17 protein-coding genes and 2 pseudogenes are annotated in these 15,181 nt (G+C 46.2%); 8 read left to right on the forward strand and 11 right to left on the reverse strand.

Annotated features, from left to right (window positions below; genetic code table 11):
* Window positions 1-348: 348 nt before the first annotated feature.
* The 4 genes from EAO38_RS03360 to EAO38_RS03375 all read left to right on the forward strand — a co-directional run bounded on the left by EAO38_RS03360 (window position 349) and on the right by EAO38_RS03375 (window position 3,927).
* On the forward strand, window positions 349-753 hold the full coding sequence (locus EAO38_RS03360) for a hypothetical protein (RefSeq protein ID WP_235852492.1): 405 nt from the start codon (window positions 349-351) through the stop codon (window positions 751-753).
* A gap of 39 nt (window positions 754-792) precedes the next feature.
* A complete protein-coding gene (locus tag EAO38_RS03365) occupies window positions 793-1,707 on the forward strand; it encodes a hypothetical protein (protein WP_121021125.1) in 915 nt (304 codons plus the stop codon).
* Between the two features lie 10 nt (window positions 1,708-1,717).
* Window positions 1,718-2,956: a hypothetical protein gene (locus EAO38_RS03370; protein WP_121021127.1), complete on the forward strand. Its 1,239-nt coding sequence runs from the start codon at window positions 1,718-1,720 to the stop codon at window positions 2,954-2,956.
* 209 nt (window positions 2,957-3,165) lie between these two features.
* Window positions 3,166-3,927, forward strand: a complete 762-nt coding sequence (locus EAO38_RS03375; RefSeq protein ID WP_121021130.1) for a hypothetical protein — start codon at window positions 3,166-3,168, stop codon at window positions 3,925-3,927.
* Between the two features lie 253 nt (window positions 3,928-4,180).
* On the opposite strand, the gene ruvC is transcribed toward EAO38_RS03375, so the two are convergent.
* Window positions 4,181-4,660 carry a crossover junction endodeoxyribonuclease RuvC gene (ruvC, locus tag EAO38_RS03380; protein ID WP_121021132.1) on the reverse strand — a complete coding sequence of 160 codons (480 nt, stop codon included), beginning with the start codon at window positions 4,658-4,660 and terminating at the stop codon, window positions 4,181-4,183.
* On the reverse strand, window positions 4,660-6,333 hold the full coding sequence (locus tag EAO38_RS03385; RefSeq protein WP_121021134.1) for a methyl-accepting chemotaxis protein: 1,674 nt from the start codon (window positions 6,331-6,333) through the stop codon (window positions 4,660-4,662). Before EAO38_RS03385 ends, ruvC begins: the two co-directional genes overlap by 1 nt.
* A gap of 60 nt (window positions 6,334-6,393) precedes the next feature.
* On the opposite strand from EAO38_RS03385, the gene EAO38_RS03390 reads away from it, so the two are divergent.
* Window positions 6,394-6,834 carry an L-threonylcarbamoyladenylate synthase gene (locus tag EAO38_RS03390; RefSeq protein WP_205588338.1) on the forward strand — a complete coding sequence of 147 codons (441 nt, stop codon included), beginning with the start codon at window positions 6,394-6,396 and terminating at the stop codon, window positions 6,832-6,834.
* Here EAO38_RS03390 and EAO38_RS03395 read toward each other — a convergent pair.
* The 3 genes from EAO38_RS03395 to glmU all read right to left on the reverse strand — a co-directional run bounded on the left by EAO38_RS03395 (window position 6,831) and on the right by glmU (window position 9,504).
* The gene (locus EAO38_RS03395) at window positions 6,831-7,307 is read right to left on the reverse strand and encodes a DUF1104 domain-containing protein (protein WP_121021136.1); all 477 of its coding nucleotides are present in this window, start codon (window positions 7,305-7,307) and stop codon (window positions 6,831-6,833) included. The genes EAO38_RS03390 and EAO38_RS03395 overlap by 4 nt on opposite strands.
* Before the next feature lie 59 nt (window positions 7,308-7,366).
* Window positions 7,367-8,131, reverse strand: a complete 765-nt coding sequence (locus tag EAO38_RS03400) for a disulfide isomerase (protein WP_205588339.1) — start codon at window positions 8,129-8,131, stop codon at window positions 7,367-7,369.
* A 74-nt stretch (window positions 8,132-8,205) separates the two neighbouring features.
* The gene (glmU, locus tag EAO38_RS03405) at window positions 8,206-9,504 is read right to left on the reverse strand and encodes a bifunctional UDP-N-acetylglucosamine diphosphorylase/glucosamine-1-phosphate N-acetyltransferase GlmU (protein ID WP_121021138.1); all 1,299 of its coding nucleotides are present in this window, start codon (window positions 9,502-9,504) and stop codon (window positions 8,206-8,208) included.
* 150 nt (window positions 9,505-9,654) lie between these two features.
* Here glmU and fliP point away from each other — a divergent pair.
* A pseudogene (gene fliP, locus EAO38_RS03410) lies at window positions 9,655-10,326 on the forward strand (flagellar type III secretion system pore protein FliP); the annotation flags it as partial.
* Here fliP and EAO38_RS03415 read toward each other — a convergent pair.
* The 3 genes and pseudogenes from EAO38_RS03415 to EAO38_RS03425 form a co-directional block, all read right to left on the reverse strand.
* Window positions 10,319-10,759: a DUF4149 domain-containing protein gene (locus EAO38_RS03415; RefSeq protein ID WP_235852493.1), complete on the reverse strand. Its 441-nt coding sequence runs from the start codon at window positions 10,757-10,759 to the stop codon at window positions 10,319-10,321. The pseudogene fliP and the gene EAO38_RS03415 overlap by 8 nt on opposite strands.
* Before the next feature lie 23 nt (window positions 10,760-10,782).
* Window positions 10,783-11,430 carry an outer membrane protein gene (locus EAO38_RS03420; protein ID WP_121021142.1) on the reverse strand — a complete coding sequence of 216 codons (648 nt, stop codon included), beginning with the start codon at window positions 11,428-11,430 and terminating at the stop codon, window positions 10,783-10,785.
* 51 nt (window positions 11,431-11,481) lie between these two features.
* Window positions 11,482-12,295: pseudogene (locus tag EAO38_RS03425) on the reverse strand (flagellar hook-basal body protein).
* 57 nt (window positions 12,296-12,352) lie between these two features.
* Here EAO38_RS03425 and EAO38_RS03430 point away from each other — a divergent pair.
* Window positions 12,353-12,925: a DedA family protein gene (locus tag EAO38_RS03430; protein WP_121021144.1), complete on the forward strand. Its 573-nt coding sequence runs from the start codon at window positions 12,353-12,355 to the stop codon at window positions 12,923-12,925.
* Window positions 12,926-12,971: 46 nt separating this feature from the next.
* A complete protein-coding gene (locus tag EAO38_RS08865; protein ID WP_162982666.1) occupies window positions 12,972-13,127 on the forward strand; it encodes a hypothetical protein in 156 nt (51 codons plus the stop codon).
* A gap of 109 nt (window positions 13,128-13,236) precedes the next feature.
* Here EAO38_RS08865 and EAO38_RS03440 read toward each other — a convergent pair whose 3' ends face one another.
* The 3 genes from EAO38_RS03440 to EAO38_RS08870 form a co-directional block, all read right to left on the reverse strand.
* Window positions 13,237-13,659 (reverse strand): hypothetical protein, encoded by a 423-nt coding sequence (locus tag EAO38_RS03440; RefSeq protein ID WP_121021148.1) that lies wholly within the window; start codon window positions 13,657-13,659, stop codon window positions 13,237-13,239.
* A gap of 340 nt (window positions 13,660-13,999) precedes the next feature.
* The gene (locus EAO38_RS03445; protein ID WP_121021150.1) at window positions 14,000-14,794 is read right to left on the reverse strand and encodes a hypothetical protein; all 795 of its coding nucleotides are present in this window, start codon (window positions 14,792-14,794) and stop codon (window positions 14,000-14,002) included.
* The gene (locus EAO38_RS08870; RefSeq protein ID WP_162982667.1) at window positions 14,794-15,027 is read right to left on the reverse strand and encodes a hypothetical protein; all 234 of its coding nucleotides are present in this window, start codon (window positions 15,025-15,027) and stop codon (window positions 14,794-14,796) included. Before EAO38_RS08870 ends, EAO38_RS03445 begins: the two co-directional genes overlap by 1 nt.
* Window positions 15,028-15,181 lie beyond the last annotated feature (154 nt).

Genomic DNA, 15,181 nt, shown 5'->3' on the forward strand with positions numbered 1-15,181 from the left:
ATTACATAGACACATGGGATCAAAACCACATTATGGCTAAATTGTATTTTAACTGGCAACAAGACCCCAAGCACCCCAAGTTTTTAGGCACAGGCACAAGTGGCCGCCCAATACAGCCATCAAGTATTTAGTTTGCCGGGCTTTAGCTTGCCATCCGCGCGCAGAGACAGAAGTTTATTAACCATGCTAGGGTCATCTATGAAGCTAGATTAAGTAGGCACTATGTTTTTGAAGCAAACCCTAAGTTTTAAGAGAGAAATCCATGGACTTGAAGCATTAAAAAACCCAAAGTTTATAGATGCTAAAAAATTGTTTCTATCTTGAAACTTTTCAAGCTTGGAGGTAGCTGTGTTTGTTAGATGCGCGTTTGTCTTGTTGTTAGTTCTGATGTGTCTTGAAGCTAAGGATTTTGTGATCCAGTGTCAGAAATGTATCATCACGGCTAATCTTAGCGATGCAGAGATCGCCCAAACCAAAAAAGAAATGGGCGAAGAGGCTTTTTATGTCATGGCTGACGATGTCAGCTATGACAACTATGTAACTAGGAACTATGCAGAGGCTAATCATATCCCCTATATTGTCGTGGATAAGGATTATAATTATTTGGTTACACCCCAGCAAAGAGTCAAAATGGAGAATAAATGGGGTTATTGGCTTTATGCGCGCGGCAAGCCTATTAAGTTTTTCTCCGACCTATCTGATGAAGACATCAACGCCTATTTTGCGATCAAACATCCTAAAACCCCTCAATAATTTACTCCGCGCTTAAAAACCCAAATTACACTAAGACCCATGGATACACAAGAGATTTTTGCAAGGGTGCTAGTCTTTACCTTTAGTCTATGCCTCTCTTGGCAAAGCCTACATGCCTTAGAACTCAAAGAGGCGCAAGCGGTGGTGAAAAAATGGGTAGATGATTATTGGAAAGATTCGGATGGGATAAAAGGGGAATGTATCCACAATGATGATAGCAAGCAGTGGAGCGAAACTATCTATGATCAAGAAGATGCCCGCATATTAACCAAAACCCCCCATGACAAACCGGACAAATCCAAAGCCTACACCTTGATTTTTTATCGGGGTTGTGCTTTGTTTGTGGGGGCTAGACCCATTGATGGCGTGCACACATGCATGGGTATTTTGCATAAGGGGCAATTATCTAAGGGGTTTTGCACCGACACACCCCTAGACATTGAGGTTAAAAATAATCTCTTGGTGATCTCAGCAAAATACCAAGAGGTTGAAATCGATGATCATTACTCCGTCGATCAATATGCCTTTGAAATGTTGCGGGGGCGTTTTTATCTACGCACTTATAGCAAACAAGTTTTTTCTTGCCACGATCCAGATAATGCGCATGAGTGTCCCGATCCTGGTCTAGCTTATCTCTATTGTTTTTTAGGATGCGATCCGATGAAATTGCTTGGCAGCCATCTTTATTATAGCCAACCTAGGGACGATCCACAGGGCAAATTTAGAATTTCTATGCAAGATTTTTTGTATTTTTGGGGCAAGGAGGGGCTAGATGATTATGTAAGAGGATATAACGACTACATGGATTTTTTTGGCAGGGATGTACTCTTGTATAAGCTAAGAAGCGCGTGTTTTGAGAGTCAAAAATGTAAGTTTCTTAATCTCAAAGCCTTACATGAAGTGTGCGATAAGAATATATACACGCAAGGGCGTTGTTTGTATAGCACTGATTAAAGGAGGTTTTATGCGTTGGGTTGTCGTTTTTTTATTATGTCTGCGAATCGCCTGTGCCTTTAGTTTTGAAGAAGAGGTACTTTGGCTGGGTGATGGCAGGTCTAATGCGCATATCCAAGCTACCTATCCGGAGTGGTTTTGTGATCGCTATAAAGCTAAAGATCAAGCCCTGCACGATCAGGTGATCTGCGATGTTTCTGATGTAGGCATGACAGAGTTTAACAATATCGCTTTAACTATGCTCCATCGCTTTTATACAGATTATTACCAATATGTGCGCGCGCGCGTGAGCCCAGAGGATCGCCAAAAGGTGCGCCAGATCTCCCTGAAATACATTTATAAGGAGGGTAAGGAGTGCAGTGCCACCATGCATGAACAATACAGCTTGGCAGAAAAAGAGGGCATCAATCTGCACACCATGCCTTTTTTTGAAGAAATCAGATGTATGGAGGAGAATTATCTCAGTGCTTTTCAAGAGATCACGCGCCTACTCTTCAACAATCCTACATACGCGCCCATTTTTGCGCAATTTTTCTATCCTAATGCGTCAAAATATCGCAAACTCATTTTTGTGAGCAAAGACAAAGAGGCATTAGCCAATAGAGACCCTACTGACTATGGCTACTCATATACTTTTATGGGGCAGGTGGCACAGGATAATTTGATCGATCAAAGGGGTAGATGGCTCAAGCCAGAGCTTAAAAAGGCGCACGATCAGGTGCAACAATGGTTAGCCACCTATTTAAAAGGCAAGCACACGCAGAAATTCACAGCTAACATGCAAACCATGACACACCATCAAGAAACTTACACCTTTATTTTTGCAGATTTTAATCATTGGGGCACACATTATTACACCTGCATGGGTATTTTGCACGCTAAACACTTAGAGCGTGGGTTTTGCACTGATAGGAAGGGATTAGGTGTGGGCATGCAACTTACCACCAAAGGGACCTTTTTTACTCTCCGTTTGAGCGATCGTTTAAAGCCAGGCAGTGATCTTGCTCATAGGGATTATTTCACCTTCAAGCTGGTAGGTCATCAGTTTTATTTGCACCAATACAGCCAAGAAGTGCTTACCTGTCGGGGGAGTTGTTATGATTTAGATTATGACACATCGGTACTACGCACCCAAATTTTTTACCGCCAAAGCAGGGACGATCCCCAAAACCAACACCCTATTTCTTTGCAAACCTTCTTTGAGAGCCTCAACAATGGCAATTTTGAAAATCTAATCCATCCAATCTAAAAACCCAAATTACACTAAGACCCATGGACACACAAGAGATTTTTACAAGGGTGCTAGTCTTTATCTTTAGTCTATGCCTTTCTTGGCACAGCCTACACGCCTTAGAGCCCAAAGAGGCGCAAGTAATAGTGAAAAAATGAGTCAATGACTATTGGAAGCAGTATGCGGATGCGATAGAAAAAAGGGCATGTATCTACAATGATAACAGCTTGCAGTGGAGCGAAACGATCTATAATCAAGAAGATGCCCGCGCATTAACCAAAACCCCCCATGACAAGCCCAATAAGTCCAAAGTCTACACTTTGATTTTTTATCAAGGCTGTGTTGTGTTTTCGGGGGCTCAACCCCCCGATTATTTGTATACATGCATGGGTATTTTGCATAAGGGGCAATTATCTAAGGGGTTTTGCACCAACAAACCCCTAATCATTGAGGTTAAAAATAATCTCTTGGTGATCTCAGAACAATATCAGGAGGTTGAAACCGGGCATTACTCCGCCAACCAATACGCCTTTGAAATGTTACAGGGGCGTTTTTATCTGCGCACTTATAGCAAACAAGTTTTTTCTTGCCACGATCCAGATAATGCGCATAGATGCCCCGATCCCGGTCTAGTTTATCTCGACTATTTGGGAGGCGATCTGATAAAACTTCTTGGTAGCCATCTTTATTACAGCCAACCTAGGGACGATCCGCAGGGCAAATTTAGAATTTCTATGCAAGATTTTTTGTATTTTTGGGGCAAGGAGGGGCTAGATAGTTTTGTACAAGGAGGTAGCGACTATATGGTTCTTAAGTCAGGAGGAGATAATAGCTATTGGAAATTTTTTGGCAGTGATGGACTCTTGTATGAGCTAAGAAGAGCATGCTTTAGAAATCAAAAATGTCAGTTTCTTAATCCCAAAGCCTTGCATGAGGTGCGCGATAAGAATATAGCTGCGCAAGACTATTGTTGGTATAGTGTTGATTAGCAGAACATGGGCAAATGAGGAACAAAATGAAATTTTTCATCTTTTTACAAAAATCCCAACGCTTGCACATTTAGTATAGCGATGAGGATTGGTATCCACCCAATCCACCCATGAGCAGTCGGATCAGAAGACTTAAGTTTTTAGACGATCGTAGTGCGATCTATGCAGTGGATACCCACCCTCTTAAATATTTCACGAGCAAACCAAAAAAGACATTCGGAGTGGAAAAATGAGTAAAAAGCGCATGCCTGCATTAATTTGTGTGAAAAGAATTTGATCTGCCACGTTGCTGGGCGTGGGTGAGCGCGACAGCTAGGGCATCTGTGATATCTAGGGGTTTGATGGTATTCTTCAAACCCAAGATTTTTTTAACCATGAACGCGACTTGTTCCTTGCTCGCCTTGCCATGCCCACTGATGGCGCGCTTAATCTGCAAGGGAGTGTATTGGCTAAAATGCCCTATGCGCTGCAAGATCTTTAAACTCAACGCCCCCCTGAATTGGGCGAGTTTGAGCACACTCTTAGGATTATAGGCGTAAAAAATATCCTCAATAGCCACCTCTGCAACGGGATAGATGCTTAAAATTTGCTCCAAGCCCTCTACCATCTCTAAAATCTGGGTTTGCAGGGGGGCTTCGTGGATATGGATAAAACCTGCGCCCACCAATTTACTCTGCATGTCTATAATCCCATAGCCGCATTTGCGACTCCCCGGATCGATGCCCAAAATCATCAAGATTTGAACTGGTTGATATTGTGATCCAAACTATCCGTAGTTTCGCGCAAACTCTCCGTAGATTTGATGATTTTGGCGGCTTCTACGGCGTTACTGGCGTTGATCGCTCCAATCCCCTCAAAGAGGGGAGTCATGTCCTCAATGTCTTTTTTAGTCCCTACAAAATTTCCAATAGAGGTGCTCACCCGCTGTACAACGGATTCTAGATTGTCATTCATATCTTGAAACTTTTTTTGCATTTCTAGGCCCACGCTATTGAGCTCTTCGATCTTTTTGGAATTCAAATTCATTTGCGTGGAAACATCGCTAATTTCCTGTACAATCACCCCAATGGTGGAGTTGATCTCTGCCAAACTCTTTTGGGTACGCGCGGCCAAATTGCGCACTTCATCAGCCACCACCGCAAACCCGCGCCCATGTTCACCCGCGCGCGCGGCCTCAATGGCGGCGTTCAAGGCCAATAAATTGGTTTGATCGGCGATGTCATCAATGATGTGTAAAATATTCTTCACGCTGTCAGCGTTCTTGCTGAGTTGTTCTACTTTACAGGCTAATTCTTCCTCCGTTTTTGAGGCCTCTGTAATTTGCCCAAAGAGACTAGAGATCACCCCATTAGAAGTTTGAATCGAACCTTGCACCTCTGTTAAGCTCTTTTGGCTTTCTTGGGCTTGATCTAGAGACTTGCCTAAAATTTGGTTGATCTCCTCTGTCCTGCTTTTGATCTGGTTGATCATCGAAGTACGCTTGCCCATCTCTTCTAGCACCGCTAGAATAGTTGCCTTTAAGGTATTGGCCACTTCGCTATTGTTTTTGCTGGTCTCTTTCATATAGTTGAAGAACTTCTGCATCGTTTCTACAAAGTGATTTACCCCCTGCCCTACCTTGCCAATTTCATCCTTACCCCTAATCTGAATACGCTGGGTTAGGTCTTTTTCCCCCTGATTGAAGTCATACATCATTAATACCAGCGTATTCAGGCGTCTGACAATGGTGTAATAGGTGAGTACAGAGGTCAGCACAATGAAGAACGAGACAATTAGCACGATGTAGTAAATAAGACTGCGGAGATTCTTCGAAAGTTGTTGGCGGATCTCTTTACGGGTGCTAGCGGTGGCACTCAAGATGTCGCTAAAATAGGAAGTGGAGACGATCACCATACCACTTGTGGGATCATAATGGCTGTAGGCTACTTTGGGTTCAGGCTTGCCCCCGGCAAATTTGGGCATTTGGTAATAGGTAAACCCCCCTCCCTTTTTGGCTTGTTCCACGTAGCCGCACACATAGCACACCTTGTCCACACTTAAAATATTCAACCCGCTCTTCCCTACTGTATCTGGGTTGACTGGGTCAAAGAGCACCGTGCCTTGCATGTCCACCACCACCATATAAATCATGCCCTGATCGTTGTTGATCTTGCCAAAGTACTCTAAAGCCATCTTTCTAGCTTCTGGCTTGGGGTAGCGCTCATAAAAACCTGCAATCGCCTGTTCAATCAGGTGCGTGTCGTACTCTAAAGTCTTCTCTCTATGGGTCATATCGCCCTTTTTCTCACTGCCAATGATCGAATCTATCAGACGATGTTGCTTGTGATTGGCGATCATGATCACCGCCATCCCCACAACAGAGAGGGACAAGAAAATCGCCCCGATGATTTTAGCCCCAAGACTCATGCATGCTCCTATTCTTAGGATTAAATCTTTACTCTAGCATGAATGTGCTAAGATACGCCCATGCAAGTACAAACCCGCATCATCTTAGCCCAAAGCGACACCACCGCCGGGCTTTTTAGCACCCACGCGCGCGCGCTCAATGACATCAAGCACAGCCCGCGCCATAAACCGCTCTTGCAAGTGGTGGAGAGTTTGCACAAACTTCCCGTGCGCGTACCCTCCATCCATCGCCATTTTGTACGCCACACCCGCGCTAGCTGTATTTACCCCACCACCCCCCCCAAAGCCTATAGGGTGGTAAGAGATACCCAAGTACGTGGCTTTTTAAGATTTTTTGGCGCATTGTACAGCACCTCGGCGAATTTAAGCGGTATGGATTTTGATTTGCAATGGGCGCAAGAGGCGGCACAAATCGTTCTTGAAGATCGACGCGGACTCTACAAAGCCCCCCCCTCAAGCATTGTCAAGCTCTCGCGCACGCGCAAAAAGCGTTTGCGCTAGTGGGTGGGTTGTTTGGATTTTTGCGCAATACTAGCGGGCACAAAGCCGTTCTTTTGTAAATCCTCATAGAAAGTCTTGGATTTCAAAGTCGCCTTCCAGTGATTCAAGTAGTCGTATTCGGCATCCACCTCTTCTTTGAGGTTGTCCACATTGCGCACCCTCAGTGCTAAGGCCTTTTCGATCGCGTTCAGGCGTTTTTGGCGTTGCGAAGGGCTGAGTTTAGCGATATTTTTTGCCAAGACATCTTGAAAATGCTTTTGAAACTCCGCTTGGCGCTTGGGTGTCATCTTGAGATAGCGATTCTTCATTTCACTCAAATAGGTGATCACCTTGCTAGCCTCCACCTTACCGGCCATGTCCAACATCTCCTGGTCCGGCTTGGCATGGTATTCTGGGAAGACATTTAACCCGATGGTTTGCGCCCCCAGCACACCCACCAATCCCGAAGCCAAAACAACACTCATAAACCTCATAGGCATCCTTTGTAAAATTTAGACCCGCATTATAGCTTTTTTTTCTAAACCATTAGGATTTATTGGCGTTCGTATAAAAAGGGTACGCTCTCAATGCCTGTCGCTAAAACCTTCTTAGTGGTCTCTTTGACTTCTTTGATCTTGTCATCGGGCACTTCTGCGGGGGTGTAGGCGGTGGCGTACACTTTGTTGAGCAAATCAATTTTGCTTTGCGTGCTATGAGCCTGTTTGACTTGGGTTAGAATGTCTGCAGCCTTGAGTTCAGACTTTTCGCCCAATAACCCGACTACGACCATGTGCACATTCGCGTCCTTAAGGCGTTCTTGCACGCGGCGCAATTCGTTTTGGCAATGCGGGCACATGGGATCAGAGACGATATAAAGCTCTTTGGCGTTCTTATTGCTAGAGGTGAGGGTGATCACATAATCCTTAGGCAACCCGTCAAATAGAGCGTTGATCTTGGCCCCATTGGCCTGTTTGAAATTATGGGTTTGGGTTTCATGGTAGATCGTGTTGATCAATTTGATGTCTTGATCGTTATTGCTGAAAAACACATTGCTAAGCCCTACTATCAAGGTCCCATTCTTATTAGCCAATAGGGGGATGTGGTACTTGGTCTCTGGGTCCTCCACCACCACGATCTGAAAATCCCTATTGGATTTCAGGGGTTGCATTTGCAAAACTTGTACAGACCTCTTGGTTTGTTTGTGGATGAGCTGTACAATACTGGCACTAATGGCCTTGTTATCCTTGTTCTCTTTAACCCCCGTCTTAGCCCCTACAATCCCCACGCACAGCATAAGTACACACAAAAATTGACGCACCATTCTTCCTTAAGTAAAAATTTTGCACCATTCTAACACCAAATGACTAATAACGCGCTTGATTGCATGCATGGCTAAGACTTGAAAAACTTGAAATACCCCTGCGCCTTGTTGGTTTGGGGGGTGCGGCTTAGGACTAAATCGCCCTCTTGCATGGCAGTCGTGATAGTGCTCCCCGCCCCGATGAGTACATGCGAGGGGATGTTTAGGGGCGCGATGAGTTGGGTGTCGCTCCCTATGAAAACATGCTTGCCGATAGTAGTTTGGTGCTTGGTTTTGCCATCGTAATTACAAGTGATCACCCCCGCGCCCACATTGCTCCCCTCATCAATCCTACAATCTCCTAAATAGCTCAAGTGCCCCGCTTTCACCCCCTTAAGCTGGGCGTTTTTGAGTTCTACAAAATTGCCAATATGGCTATCCACAATATGGCATTTAGGGCGCACATGGGCTAGGGGACCGATGGTGCTATTTTCTATGGTGCTTTGCTCAACCACGCTATGGGCTTTGATATGGGTATCTTTGAGCATACAGCCCACCAAGCGCGCCCCCTGTTCGATCACGCAATCCCCCTCAAAGCGCACTTGGCAATCCAAATAGATAGTATGGGGCATTTCTAAGCGCACGCCTTGATCCATCGCTTCTTGACGCAAACGCTCTAAGAGTACTTCTTGGGCACGGGCTAGCTCGCTTAAAGAATTTACCCCCATGCACGCTTGGGCACTGACATGCACGGGCGCAATCTCTACCCCCCCTTGTGCCCCTAAGGCGATGAGCTGGGTTAAATAGTATTCTCTTTGGGCGTTTTGCGCGTCTAACTTGGGCAAATACGCCTGTAAAAACGCCTTGCTAAAGACATAAATGCCCGCATTCAAACTAGGCAATTTTAAAATCTCTGTAGGCGCGTCCTTTTCTTCTACAATGGCTTGGGCTAAACCTTCTTTGATGCGCACGCGCCCATACCCGCGCGCGCCCTCTAGTTCAAACACCCCGATTGCATGGCTATATTCTAGCAGGGGTTGCAAAATGGACGCGTTGATCAAGGGCATGTCCGCATTTAAGATTAAGATTTTTTCATGAGCGCATGCGATGAGCGCGCCCTGTTGGAGCAACGCCCCGCCCGTGCCCGGGAAGTTTGCGGCATCTTGAATATGGATATGAATGGGCGCGTTAGGGAAGGCTTCTTGCAAAGCCGCGCGGATGCGTTCATGTTGGTGGGCTAAGATAACATGCACATCCTCACTGAGTGCTAACGCGCTTTCTAGCACATAAAAAAGCATCGCGCGCCCACAAAGCGGGTGTAACACTTTGGGCAGGCTGGATTTCATGCGCGTCCCCTTGCCCGCTGCTAGTATGATCACAGAGAGATTCATCAAGATCCTTTAGAGTTTTTTAACTTCTAGGGCATTATACTTTAAGACACCATGTAAAAAGGTTTTGGATTGTTCAAACTGATCTTGCTAGGGCTTGTAGGGCTGGACTTGTTGCTGGGTGCTGGGATCAAAGACCCTATAATCCCCACCATCGATCTCTCTTTAAGCGCGCCCCACACCCCCACGCAATTAGTAACCACTTTAAATGTTGTCTTGGTGCTCACTCTCTTGGTGCTTGCTCCCTCTCTTATTTTGGTGATGACAAGTTTTATCCGCTTGATTGTGGTCTTCTCCTTTTTGCGTACCGCTTTGGGTACACAACAAACCCCCCCCACGCAAATTCTAGTTTCTCTAGCGTTGATCTTGACTTTTTTTATCATGGAGCCTAGTGCCAAAAAGAGTTATGAAATCGCCATCAAACCCTATTTGGCTGAAAAGATTTCTTATACAGAGGCGTTTGAAAAGGGAGTTGTGCCTTTTAAAGAGTTCATGCTCCAAAACACGCGGGAGAAAGATTTAGCGCTCTTTTTTAGAATCCGCCATTTGGATAACCCTAAAGATGTCAACAGTGTGCCTTTAAGCGTGCTTGTACCGGCCTTTATGATTAGCGAGCTCAAAACAGCTTTTCAGATCGGCTTTTTGCTCTATCTGCCCTTCTTGGTCATTGACATGGTGGTTAGCTCCATCTTGATGGCTATGGGGATGATGATGTTGCCCCCCGTGATGATCTCTTTACCTTTTAAGATTTTAATTTTTATCTTGGTGGATGGGTTTAACTTGCTGACTGAAAATCTCGTGGCGAGCTTTAAACATCTTAGCTAGTACGCCAAGTACGCCCCACAAAGAGCGCGCAGAGCAAAAAGAGCAGGACTTTAAAGAGTATTTCGCTTTGGGCGTGCATGCGCGCAAACTCGGGCGTGGCGGTGGTGTTGGTAGCTTGGGCGTTTAAAATAAAGGGGGTGTAGTAAAAACTAAAAAGCGCGATGAGCGCCACGCTAGCTAGAGCTAAGAGTGCTAAAATAACTCTCCTGTGGCGCGCAACAAGAGTGAGCAAGAGGCTATCTAAGAGCAACAACACCCCTAAAGCGTTTAAAAGCGCGTTGGCGCGCACGAAAATCTGTCCCATCAACGCCCCCGCCTCCGGGGTGCTCAAATTGACATGGGCAATCTCAGGGGCTTTAAAGATCACAGGAGCCACCCCTGCGCCTGCAAAGAGCACCACGCCCACGCCCATACCCAGCGCCAGCAAGAGCACCACGCCCCACAATTTGCCCAACATTAGAAGTAGAAGTAATAGGCGAGGGTGAACGCCCAATCGCGCTTAAGAGAGATGACAGTGTTATCCACGCGGGTACCATCGTAGTTTCTAATATAATCCGTACGCATCATGGGTACTTTAAAGCCCAATTCAATCCCGTTATGTTTAGCAATGACGGCGCGAATCCCGCCATTGAACAACCATTGGGCCTTGGTTTGTGGGGTATTTCCCTTGACCAGCGACCAAGTGTTGCCCCCCACCGCCAAGCCCCCAAAAAAGCCCAAACTAAAGCCCTCAGCATTGACTAAATTCAATAACAAATCTATCCCCACCCCATAGCCAGATAGGTTGAAAGTGTTGTTTACAAAGGCGGCGTTATTGTTGTACACCACCTTTCCAAAATTGGTGATCCCCCAGTTGTAAAAGCCATAGTAGCGCAGGCCGATCCAACCCTTTTGCCCAAAGAGTTGGTTATAACCTATATGTACCCCCACACCCTGTGTGATCGCGCTGTTGTTCACCTTGGGCGCATTCCCCCCTAGTACTTTGGCCTTAAAGGTAGAACCCCCCATTTCATACATCGCGCCCACGAAAAACGCGCTCTCTTCTGCCTGTAAGCCCCCCCATAACGCGCTCGCCCCCACAATGCTTAGGATTGTCAATCGCATGCGCACTCCTTCTTAATGTGAAACCAGGAGATCGGAAAAACCCTATTTACCTTAAGCCCTCGCGGCTAACTTGCTGATCGCATCGGCATGCAAGTCGTCCATATGCGTACGCAAGACCTTAGAATACATATCTACAAGGCGGTTGGCTTCAATCAAACGTGTCATCTCAGTAACTGCGTTGACATTGCTTTTTTCTAAGAAATGTTGGCGCACAATGGGTGCGTTGAGCTCCACGCGTTCACTCATTCTTTCTTGTGGATAGGTGTAAAGATTATCACCTATTTTCTTCAAAGCTTTGACTTTGAAATCCGACCACCGCTAGCGCGCCCCCGGGTACCTCTTCATTGTCATCGTGGAAAAATAGATTCCCCGTATCATTCACACTCAAACGCGCCCCAGGGAGCATTTGAATCCCCGTGTGGTTTTCAATCCCCCCACGACTGAGCACATGGTAACCCTCTTTGGTGCTCAAAAAGCCTTGCGAATCAATGGTAAAACTCCCATCGCGCGTGAAAGCGATCCCCTGGGGGGTTTGCACCACAAAATAAGCGTTAGGGTCACTGAGGGCAAAATCTAACTCGTTGTCGGTCTTAGCCATCGGACCTAGGCTATAATCGGTGTAGCGTTCGCTGATAATAGGAACGCGGTTGAGATTGCGGTTTAGATACTGGGCGGCATGCTTGGTTTGGTTGGCTAGGGGCAATTTGTCGCGGTAATTTTGATACAGGCGCAAAAAATCCCCCACCACCACATCATCGCGCTTAAATCCAGCCGTGTTGAGGTTAGCCAAGTTGTTAGAAATTTGATCCAAGCGGTTAAACTCAGTAACCATCCCCCCGGCTGCGTCATAATACCCATTTGTCATCGTTTTACTCCTAATTGTACGCGTGTGCTATTATAACCAAAAAATACAAGGATCGGCGTGCAAGAGAGTATTGCGCATTTTCAACACCTGTTTAGCACTTGGGGGTATTTGTTATTATTTGCCTACTCCTTGGGAAGTGGCTATGTGGGGATTGTGGTGGCGGCGATTTTAAGCTCTATGGGACAGATGGACATTAAATTGAGCATGCTCGCTGCAGGTGCGGGCAATTTTGTAGGGAGTGTGGGGTTAGCTCTGCTGGGGCGCACCCAAAAAAAGGAATTGTATAGCTATTTTGCCAAGCACCGCCGTAAATTCGCGCTCGTACATTTGTGGTTGCAAAAATACGGGATATGGCTGATTTTTTTTAATAAATACATTTATGGCATCAAGAGCATTTTACCCCTAGCAATTGGCTTTAGCAAATACGATCTGAAGAAATTCGCCCTATTAAATGTGGGCGCGTGTGCGCTGTGGGCGGTGGTGGTAGGTGCGGTTGCCTTTTATGCCAGTGCGTGGGTGCGCCATATCGCCGATCGTCTCAGCGCATACGCTTACTTGATGCCTGTGTTTATTTTGGCTTTGATTGTGGGGATTGTTTGGGTGCTCAAAAGGGGGAGTCAAAAGACTTAATGAGTATTGGCTTTAAGAGAGTAGAGTTGCGCAAAAAAGGATGGACATGGGTAAAATTCTAGCATGCTTGGGTTTGGCGTTGTGTTTGGTTGGATGTTGCCAGTGCCCCACCAACCCCACCAACCCCCCTAAAAAGCACAAACACCATAAAAAACCTCCCAAAGTCGCCCCCAATGATGGCGAACCCCATCAAATAGAATAGCGCGCGCTTTAAAAGGCTCTGCAATGGCAAAAACGCCACCTTGGGGAGAATCGCCCCACGGTAGAGCAAGCAGACACCTAGCAAGAATAATCCCTCTAGCCAAGGGGGCTCAAAACCAACCCTTAAAACACCTGATCTTGAGCACATCTAGGGCTTTGGGCAGGATAATCAAGACTAAACACTCAAACCAAACCGGGCTAGGATAGCCCAGTTGCGTTACAATGAGATGCAAGAATATGCCAAAAAGGCATAGAAGCGCAACCCCCAAACTGGGCTGAAAACGCCAACTCACCTCATTATACCCCGTAACATTAAAGAATATATCGCCCATCAACACCCCCAACACCATCGCGCCAAAGAAGACTAGAGAATTTTCCCAAGAACTCTCAAAAGTAAAAAACACAAAAGAATACCTAGAACTGCCAGAGAGATCCCCTGTGTTTTGCCAATACAAGATAGAAGAAGCCATACAAATGGCCCTCCCCCGCCAAAGCAGATCGTATATTCTATCCTCAGGATTGCCACCCGCCATAAAGACCTCCTTATGCTGGTAAAAGTGCAAAGACTCCCACTTTTCTAAACCGGGGTGCGTAGTGCTCTACGGGCATCTTGTGCATGCCATCTTCAATAGCACTGCCGATCTTTCCCCCAAGATAAGTACCTACGCGCTCTCCAACCGCCCCCCCAGCTCCCTGGCACTAGCAAGACCGCGTTCATCCCTATTTCTTGTGCCAACCGACATGATCCAGCTTTAACATAAATTTTTAAGAAATATAACTTGATAAATCGCTACAGAAATACATATCTTTTTAAATGTTACAAAAATAAACATCTCTTGCGCTAAAAACCCCTCCTTTGGCGCGCCCTTGAATTTAGGAGCTCGCAGTGCGTAAAAACGCCATTTTGGGAAGAATCGCCCCGCGGTAGAGCAAGTAGACACCTAGCAAAAACAACCCCTCTAGCCAAGGGGGGGTGTTGCATAAGAAGTGAATCAAAGCAATGGGGACTAGGGCTAGGAGCATTTCTAAAGTGGGTTGGAATTGCCATTTGATGGGCCTGGGTTGGAATTTAAAATCAGCCGCCAACTTCCCCTTAAGACTGCAAAAGCAATCGCCAAAGAATGCGCCAACAACAAGGGCTGCCCCTATGAATACAGAATTTCTAGGGTCGATGAAGTAGTTAAACCCCTGGGCTTCATCGCCCGCCTTATCTGCAAAGGTAACAAGCGCGGAGTAGTAAAAAACCGCGCGCAACGAGGAGATACCTGTATTCACAGGAGTATCCTCTTCTTTGCTACGCAAAAACGCCACCCTGGGGACGATTAGCTTGTTATTGATCAGCACTATACCTAGCAAGAACAACCCCTCTAGCCAAGGGGGGGTGTCAAACAAGAAGTGAATCAAAGCAATGGGGACTAGAGCTAGAAGCATGCCTAAGGTGGATTGGAATCGCCATTTTTTCCACTTAAATCTGTAGAGACATTCATTCAAGAATGTCCCCAGCACAAAGGCCGTCCACACGAATATGGAACTTCCAGGGTCGATCACAAAGTCGATTCGCTCGGGCTGGGCTGCCAAATGCCCAAAAACCCACATTGTGCAGAGATAAATGAGCATACTCCAGTGGAACGCGCTGTCTACAAGAACCATCTTTTCTTCTTTGCCCATCACTCCTCCCTAGCTTTTACTCCCTCAGGGAGTTTCATATACCACCCAGTCCAGTGGTGGGAGGTGTTGCGCGGCAGGGCATTATCTTCAATGACGCGATCTATAAACCCGCCAAATTGCCTGCCGATATAAGAACCTGCACGACTTCCGGCATCTGTAGCACCCGTTGAGATCGCTGCCCTAATGATCGGGTTTCTTATATTAGAATTGTTGCCTAGGGCATTTCCAAGCACAGCCCCTCCTACACCAAATGCATGTTCTCCCACAGTCTTACCCACTGTGGATGTGCCCCGCATTTCAGCACTTGTACAGCAAGTGGGGGGCTCTATAAGCGATTTGAGATAACCTCCCTGGGCTCTATCATGGCCTTGTGTCCTGTGATCATTT

Source organism: Helicobacter vulpis (assembly GCF_003660395.1).
In the GTDB taxonomy this organism is placed as follows: Bacteria; Campylobacterota; Campylobacteria; order Campylobacterales; family Helicobacteraceae; genus Helicobacter; species Helicobacter vulpis.